Consider the following 7,261-nt stretch of genomic DNA (forward strand, 5'->3'; position numbering starts at 1 on the left):
GGCTTCGACCTCGGGCAGTTCGGGCACGCTCTTCAGTCTGCCGGTCTGAGCAAATAGGTGTCCATGATCCAGCCGCGCCGCGCCCGCGCCTGCGCTCGGAGCGCGACGATGCGCGGCCCCACGTCGCCGACCGTGCCCGCCATCAGCAGCTCCTCCGGGGTGCCCAGGTAGGCGCCCCACCAGATGCGGGTGTCCGAGGGGCACGCCTGAAACGAACACTCGGCGTCGAGCATCACCACGGCAGAGCCGGACAACCCGTCCTTGCGCAGTTGCCGACCGGTGGTGATCAGGACGGGCTCACCGACGTCGTTGAGCGGGATGCGGTGCCGCGCCGTCAGCGCCTGGACCGCCGTGATGCCGGGGATCACGTCGAAGGTGAAGTCGACCTGCGCGGCGACCGCCTCGAGGATGCGCAGCGTGCTGTCGTACAGCGACGGATCACCCCACGCCAGAAAGCCGCCCACGCCGTCGGGACCCAGCTCGGTGGCGATGGCACGCGCCCACAGGCGCGCTCGCGCGGCGTGCCAATCCCCCACGGCCGCACGGTAATCCGTGTCCGTGGCGCGTTCGGGGTCGGGCAATTCGACGAAGCGGTACCGAGGCTCGCGGATGAACCGGGCGCAGATCTGCCGGCGCAACGCCGTGAGGTCGCTCTTATCCTGCCCCTTGTCCATGGCGAAGAACACCTGCGTGTTGTTGAGCGCCTCGATCGCCTGCACCGTCACGTGCTCGGGATCCCCGGCGCCGATGCCGATGACGTGAATATGCCGGCCCACCGCTGCCTCCCTTCACCGACAGATTGCCGAATCGCTACCGAAAGGACCTATGCGGGACCTGAAGTACCCGATACCATGGGTACCGTCTGTAGCACCCAATGGAGGGACGCCGGCGCCATGACCACTGCGATGCGGCCAGGTGGGCCGAGTCGGGAAGAGTTCTCCGACCGACTGCTGAAGGGCTCGGTCAAGAAGTCCTACGAACCGGTCGTCGACATCGACTGGGACGCCCCGCTGGACCCGGACAAGTTCTACCTGCCCCCGCGGCTGGTCTCCCTGTACGGCACGCCGATGTGGGACGAGATGAGCCGCGCGCAGCAGATCGAGCTGTCGCGCCAGGAGCTCGTCAACACGCTCTCGGCGGGGATCTGGTTCGAGAACATGCTCAACCAGGCGTTGCTGCGCACGATCCTGCACGAGGACCCGACCAGCAGGTCGACCCACTACAAGCTGACCGAACTGGGCGACGAGACCCGGCACATGGTCATGTTCGGCAAGGCCATCGAACGCATCGGTGCCAAACCGGTACGCCCGCGACGCCTGCACCGGATGATCATCAACGCGCTGCCGCTGGCGTTCCAGCGCGGCTCCATGCTGTGGGTGGCCGCCCTGATCGGCGAAGAGATCTTCGACTCGCTGCAGCGGCAGATGATGGATGACCCGGAGTTGCAACCGATCATCCAGCGGCTCATGCGGATTCACGTTACCGAGGAGGCGCGGCACATCCAGTTCGCGCGCGATGGCGCACGCAAGCGCGTCGCCGAGATGCCGCGGCGCAACCGCTGGTTCATGGCCAACATCAACGGGCTGGGCGGATATTTCTTCAACTATCTGTTCAGCAATCCCGTTCCGTACGCGCGCACGGGCCTGGACCCCCGGCGCGCCCGCAAGGTCGCACGCACCAGCGCGCACCGCCGCGAGGTCCAACAAATCGGCTTCGCGCCGCTGGCGGCGTTCCTGACCGAGGTGGGGCTGCTGGGGCCGATCGCGCGCCGCGCCTGGCGGCGCAGCAGGTTCCTGTGACACGGCGCGACCCCGCGCCGGCTCCCGGCCGCGCCGCGATCTTCGGCACGGACACCGAGCGTGCCCGGGCGGCCTTGGTGGCGGCCGGGGTGTCCGGCGTGGCGGGTGACGCGGTCACGCGTGCGGCGTTCGACGACGACACCGCCACCTGGGCGTGGACGGCCGCGGGGGGCCAGACGCACCGCAGAGCCGTGCTGATCGTCGCACCCCGGTCAATCGAGTCGCCGTGGACGCCCGAAATTGCCGGTTGCGCAACGTTTCTCGGTGATTCCTGGCACGCGGCGGAGATTCCGGTGAGCGTCGACTTCTCCGACAAGCGCGTCGCGGTGATCGGCGGCGACTCCGCGGCCGCCCACCTGATCGGCCGCCTCATCGGTGCCGGCGCCTCGGTCACGGTGTTCGCCCATTCCCCGCGCCGGGTGGTCGCCGAGATTCCGCTGTGGTCGGACCGGGCCCGAGCCTGGGTGCGCGGCCGCGCCCGACCCGGCACCGCTCGTCGCGCTCCCGTGGTGCCGTCGTCGGCCATCGACGCGGTGACGGTGACGGGCATCCGCACCACCGACGGGCGAGAGCGGCCCTTCGACACCCTCGTCTACGGCACCGGATTCGCGGTTGCCGAGCGGGTGCCCGACGACGCTCTGGTCGGCTCGGGGGGCGTCACCCTGCGGCAGGCCTGGCCCGCGGGCCTTGAACCCCTCTGCGGTGTGGCCGTGCGCGGCTTCCCCAACTGTTTCTTCCTCACCGGGCCGGACCTCGCCGCCCAGGCACGCTATATCGCGGCCTGCCTGCGCGTGATGCGGCGCACCCGCAGCGGGCGCATCGAGGTGCGAGGCAGCAGCCAGCAGGTGTTCAACGAGCGCGCCCAGCTCAAGCCGGCCCCGCCCCCGCCGCCGGCGTCGGCGTTCGACCTCTCGGGCAACGCGCCCGAGAGCGACGACACCTTCGAGGGCCCGGCCACACTGCGGGTCGCCGACGCCGAGCATCCGGTGCGGGTGCGGTTGACCGGCCATCTGGACCCGATCGACGGCCGCTACCACTGGCAGGGCACGGTGTTCGCTTCGCCGGAGCGGCCGTTGTCGCCCGCGGCGCTGCGGCAGGCCCGCACGGCCACGCTGACGGTGGGTGAGCGCAGCGCCCCGGCCCGCATCGTCGAGCAAACCCCGTGGGGCACCCACTCGGTGGCCGGGGTGGGCGCGCCGCCGTACGCGGTGGCCGGATCGTGAACGCGGACCGGCGCCGACGCCCCGCCCACTGACCGACGTATCCGCTGGTCAAGCCGCTTCTCCGGCCGTCGCGGCTACGTTTGACCCCGCCCCCGACGTGGTAACCACCGTGCGTGCGCGTGCTGCGCAGGGGGTCATCAGGTCAGGTCCGGGGCGGTGCCGCCAGGCACCCCGGCCGACCCAGCCGGCATGCACCAGCGGCTCCGCGCCGCGACCGGTGCGCGCCCTCCTCACTGTGCGGCCCGGTCGCCGGTGGCCGCGAGCCGCCCGCCGCTGCGGTGGACAATCAGCGGCGATGGCGGATACTCAAGCAGTTGGCTCGGCAAACATTCGAGGAGCAGCGTATGGAACCGGACGACAGGACCCGGCTGCGCAGCCGGGGTGCAACGTCTGCTCCGCTTCCGCCGTCCGCCGACGGTTTCGCGCCGAAGGGAAAGGCGTCGCACCGGTGAGCCCGGTAGCCGAATCCAGCTCACTGGCCGTGGCGACGCGCACCGACGATTCGGTGGCGGTGTTGTCGGTGGATGGGGTGCTGGACGCGTCCAACTCCGCCGCGCTTCGTGACGGCATCGTCGCGGCCACGGCCGACGAGCCGGCCGCGGTCGTCGTCGACATCTCCGGTCTCAAGGTTCACGCCGACGCGGCGTCGCGGGCCTTCATCGGCGCGCACTGGCAGCTCCCCGCCAAGCCCCATGTGCCAATCCTGTTGGCGTGCAATAGCCGAGCGACCCGCGACACGATCACCCGCAGCGGGGTTGCGCACTTCCTGCCGGTGCACTCCAGCGACAAGGCGGCGATCAAGGCGCAGGCCCAGCGCAGCCGGCGCGCCGTGCGGCGCGCCGACGTCCGGTTGCCGGCGGACCTGACCAGCCTGCGCGAGTCCCGGCGACTGGTTCGCGAATGGCTCACCGCGTGGTCGCAGCCCACGCTCATTCCGGTCGCGCTGGTCGTGGTCAACGTGTTCGTCGAGAACGTCCTGGAACACACGGCCAGCGTGCCGGTGATCCGGATCGAGGCGCACGGCGACACCGCGGCCGTCGCAGTCTCCGACGCCAACACCGCGCCCGCCGCCCAACTCCCCGCGCCGGCGACCGGCATCGACGTGTCCGGCCTGGCGATCGTCGACGCGCTGTCGCGCGCGTGGGGCAGCACGCCCACCGCCACGGGCAAGACGGTGTGGTCGGTCATCGGACCCGAGAACCAGCTCTAGGCGCCTTATTGTGCTGGGCCCGGGCCACGGGTAGAACTAGAACACGTTCTAATCTCGTGTGAGCACCCCGGGCAGGAAGGCGGAGGACGTGCAGTTTACCTATGCAGAGGCGATGACCGACTACAGGTATTACATCCCTCTGGCCAAGGCGGCCGAGGCCGCCGGCTACGACGCGATGACGATCGCCGACAGCATCGCCTATCCCTTCGAGTCCGACTCGAAGTACCCCTACACACCGGACGGCAACCGAGAGTTCCTCGACGGCAAGCCCTTCGTCGAAACCTTCGTTCTCACATCAGCTTTGGGCGCGGTGACCTCAAAGTTGCGATTCAACTTCTTCGTCCTCAAGCTGCCCATCCGGCCACCGGCCTTGGTGGCCAAGCAGATTGGATCGCTGGCCGCGATGACCGACAACCGGATCGGTTTCGGCGTCGGCACCAGCCCGTGGCCCGAGGATTACGAGTTGCTGGGTGTCCCGTTCGCCAGGCGCGGCAAGCGAATGGACGAATGCATCGAGATCATCCAGGGCCTCACCACCGGCGAGTACTTCGAATTCCACGGCGAGTTCTACGACATCCCGAAGACCAAGATGACGCCCGCGCCCACGAAACCCGTCCCCATCTTGATCGGCGGCCACGCGGACGCGGCGTTGCGCCGGGCGGCGCGGCTGGACGGGTGGATGCACGGCGGTGGCGACCCGGAGGAACTCGACGGGCTGATCGCCAAGCTCAAGCGTTTCCGCGAGGAGGCGGGCAAGACGGGTCCGTTCGAAATTCACGTCATCTCGGTGGACGCCTACACGGTCGACGGCATCAAGCGGCTCGAGGACAAGGGCGTCACCGACGTCATCGTCGGATTCCGGATCCCCTACATCAAGGGCACCGACACCGAGCCGCTGGACACCAAGATCAAGAACCTGGAGATGTTCGCGGAGAACGTGATCGCCAAGCTTTAGCGGCGGTCGCAAGCGCGGCGCAGCCGGGCGCAGCGGGCCGCCGCCGTCAGACCCAGCGGCGGTCGCAAGCGCGGCGCAACCGGGTGCCAGGAAGCCAGCTTTACAGCGGGTCCCAGTTCGCGGCGCGCTTCTCCCGGTGGGCCTTAGCGGCCTCGACGGGATTGTTGGTGAACCCGCTGAGGATCTGCGTGCGGTTCTCCAGTTCGATGGCGTGCCGCAGGCTCGGCGCGTCCAGCGCCGCGTTGAGGCCGATCTTGGTCTGCCACACGCCGTAGGCGTTGTTCGCGGCGATGGAACGGGCCAAGTCCAGCGCGGCCGGCAACAGGTCGCCGGGGGCCACCACCTGGTGCACCAGTTTGATGCGATACGCCTCGGCCGCGTCGATGATGCGGCCGGTCAGCATGAGCTCGCGCGCCACCCCGGCCCCGACGATCTTGGGCAGCAGGTAACTGGTCCCCATGTCCATCGACGAGAAGCCTGCCTTGATGAACGCCGACCCGAACCGGGCCTGCTCGGCGGCGATCCGGACGTCGCTGACCAACGCGAAGGCCAGCCCGCCGCCGACCGCAACCCCGTTGACCGCGGCGACCACCGGGACGTCGAGCTCGTAGATGCGGGTGAACAGCGTCGCCAGGCGGACCTGCGCGTCGTAGTTGACCTTGAACGCCGGCGTCGTCGGCTTCGGTCGGGTCCAGGGCTCGCCGGTACCGCTCAGGTCCGCTCCGGCGCAGAACCCACGCCCGGCGCCGGTCAGGATCGCGACCCTGACGTCACGCGCCGCGACCTCGTCCAGGGCGGCGTCGACGCCGTCGATCAGCGCGCCGTCGATGGCGTTGAGCCGGTCGGGCCGGTTGAGGGTGATCAGGGCGATGCCGTCGTCGAGCGTCGTCAATTCCACTGCGGGCATAGCAGTGACGTTAGGCGACGTGGGTACTCAGCCTCGAGGCCTACCGTGTTGCAGACGGGGACGGACACGACAAGAGGGAGACAGCATGGCACGAACCGAAGGTGACACCTGGGACCTGGCCAACAGCGTCGGCGCCACCGCCACCATGGTCGCGGCAGCGCGGGCCGCCGCGACCCGGCGCCCGCAGCCGGTCATCACCGACGACTTCGCCGAGCCGCTGGTGCGCGCCGTCGGCCTGGACGTGTTCACCAGGCTGGCCAGCGGCGAGCTGGACACCGACGACCTCGAGAACGGTGTCGGATTCGCCCGGATGGTCGACACGTTCGCGGCCCGCGGCCGCTTCTTCGACGATTACTTCGCGGCGGCCGGCAAGGCCGGCCTGCAGCAAGTCGTGATCGTGGCGTCCGGCCTGGACGCGCGCCCCTACCGGCTGCGGTGGCCGGCGGGGACCACGGTGTACGAGATCGACCAGCCGGAGGTCATCGCGTTCAAGACGGCGACGCTGGCCGAGCTGGGCGCGGCCCCGACCGCCGAGCTGCGCACCGTGGGGATCGACCTGCGCGACGACTGGCCGGCCGCCTTGCAGGAGGCAGGTTTCGACCCGGCGCAGCCGACGGCGTGGCTGGCCGAGGGCGTACTCATCGGCTGGCTGCCACCGGAGGCGGAGGTGCGCATCCTGGACTCCATCATCCCGCTGTCCGCGGAGGGCAGTCGATTCGCGGCCGACTACGGAACCGTCACCGGCACGTCGGAAACGGCGCAGCAGCAAGCTCAGCTGATGGCCGACGGCTGGCGGCGGCACGGCCTCGACCTGGATCTGCGCAACCTGGTGTATCCCGGCGAGCACACCGATGTGGCCGCGCACCTGCGCGACAACGGTTGGGAGGACACGGTGTTTCGGCTGGACGATCTATTCACCGCGGCGGGGTTGCCCGGGCTCGGCGACGCCGCGCAGCAGGTGCCGTCCACCACGATCCGCTTCGTGCGCGCGCTGCGCGTCTAGGGCGCAGCCCGGTCATTCCCGGATGACGTCGCCGGGTTCCTTATCGGGCCGCAAGCCCCGCCAACTCGATTGCCGCAACCGGTTTTCCGGTGTCCACTCGCTGTAGCGCACCTCCCCCACCAGCACCGGCTCGACGTACGTGACGCCGCGGGCTTCGGCGCGGG

8 protein-coding genes are annotated in these 7,261 nt (G+C 69.8%); 5 read left to right on the forward strand and 3 right to left on the reverse strand.

Annotated features, from left to right (window positions below; all coding sequences use genetic code 11):
- Positions 1–32 precede the first annotated feature (32 nt).
- Positions 33–776 carry a precorrin-6A synthase (deacetylating) gene (gene cobF / locus A5700_RS04475; protein ID WP_068065466.1) on the reverse strand — a complete coding sequence of 248 codons (744 nt, stop codon included), beginning with the start codon at positions 774–776 and terminating at the stop codon, positions 33–35.
- 117 nt (positions 777–893) lie between these two features.
- Here cobF and A5700_RS04480 point away from each other — a divergent pair, with 117 nt between their 5' ends.
- The 4 genes from A5700_RS04480 to A5700_RS04495 all read left to right on the forward strand — a co-directional run bounded on the left by A5700_RS04480 (position 894) and on the right by A5700_RS04495 (position 5,187).
- The gene (locus tag A5700_RS04480) at positions 894–1,799 is read left to right on the forward strand and encodes a diiron oxygenase (protein ID WP_068065469.1); all 906 of its coding nucleotides are present in this window, start codon (positions 894–896) and stop codon (positions 1,797–1,799) included.
- Between the two features lie 287 nt (positions 1,800–2,086).
- Positions 2,087–3,022 carry a DUF4873 domain-containing protein gene (locus A5700_RS04485; RefSeq protein ID WP_231973691.1) on the forward strand — a complete coding sequence of 312 codons (936 nt, stop codon included), beginning with the start codon at positions 2,087–2,089 and terminating at the stop codon, positions 3,020–3,022.
- A gap of 448 nt (positions 3,023–3,470) precedes the next feature.
- Positions 3,471–4,232 carry an STAS domain-containing protein gene (locus A5700_RS04490; protein WP_068065472.1) on the forward strand — a complete coding sequence of 254 codons (762 nt, stop codon included), beginning with the start codon at positions 3,471–3,473 and terminating at the stop codon, positions 4,230–4,232.
- A gap of 88 nt (positions 4,233–4,320) precedes the next feature.
- On the forward strand, positions 4,321–5,187 hold the full coding sequence (locus tag A5700_RS04495) for an LLM class flavin-dependent oxidoreductase (RefSeq protein ID WP_068065640.1): 867 nt from the start codon (positions 4,321–4,323) through the stop codon (positions 5,185–5,187).
- 100 nt (positions 5,188–5,287) lie between these two features.
- Here A5700_RS04495 and A5700_RS04500 read toward each other — a convergent pair whose 3' ends face one another.
- Positions 5,288–6,085 carry an enoyl-CoA hydratase/isomerase family protein gene (locus A5700_RS04500; RefSeq protein ID WP_197502718.1) on the reverse strand — a complete coding sequence of 266 codons (798 nt, stop codon included), beginning with the start codon at positions 6,083–6,085 and terminating at the stop codon, positions 5,288–5,290.
- Between the two features lie 94 nt (positions 6,086–6,179).
- Here A5700_RS04500 and A5700_RS04505 point away from each other — a divergent pair, with 94 nt between their 5' ends.
- Positions 6,180–7,097: a class I SAM-dependent methyltransferase gene (locus A5700_RS04505; RefSeq protein ID WP_068065478.1), complete on the forward strand. Its 918-nt coding sequence runs from the start codon at positions 6,180–6,182 to the stop codon at positions 7,095–7,097.
- 12 nt (positions 7,098–7,109) lie between these two features.
- On the opposite strand, the gene A5700_RS25080 is transcribed toward A5700_RS04505, so the two are convergent.
- Positions 7,110–7,261: hypothetical protein (locus tag A5700_RS25080; protein WP_156671078.1), on the reverse strand; the 152-nt coding region annotated here is incomplete at its 5' end.

The organism is Mycobacterium sp. E1214 (genome assembly GCF_001666755.1).
Classification (GTDB): domain Bacteria; phylum Actinomycetota; class Actinomycetes; order Mycobacteriales; family Mycobacteriaceae; genus Mycobacterium.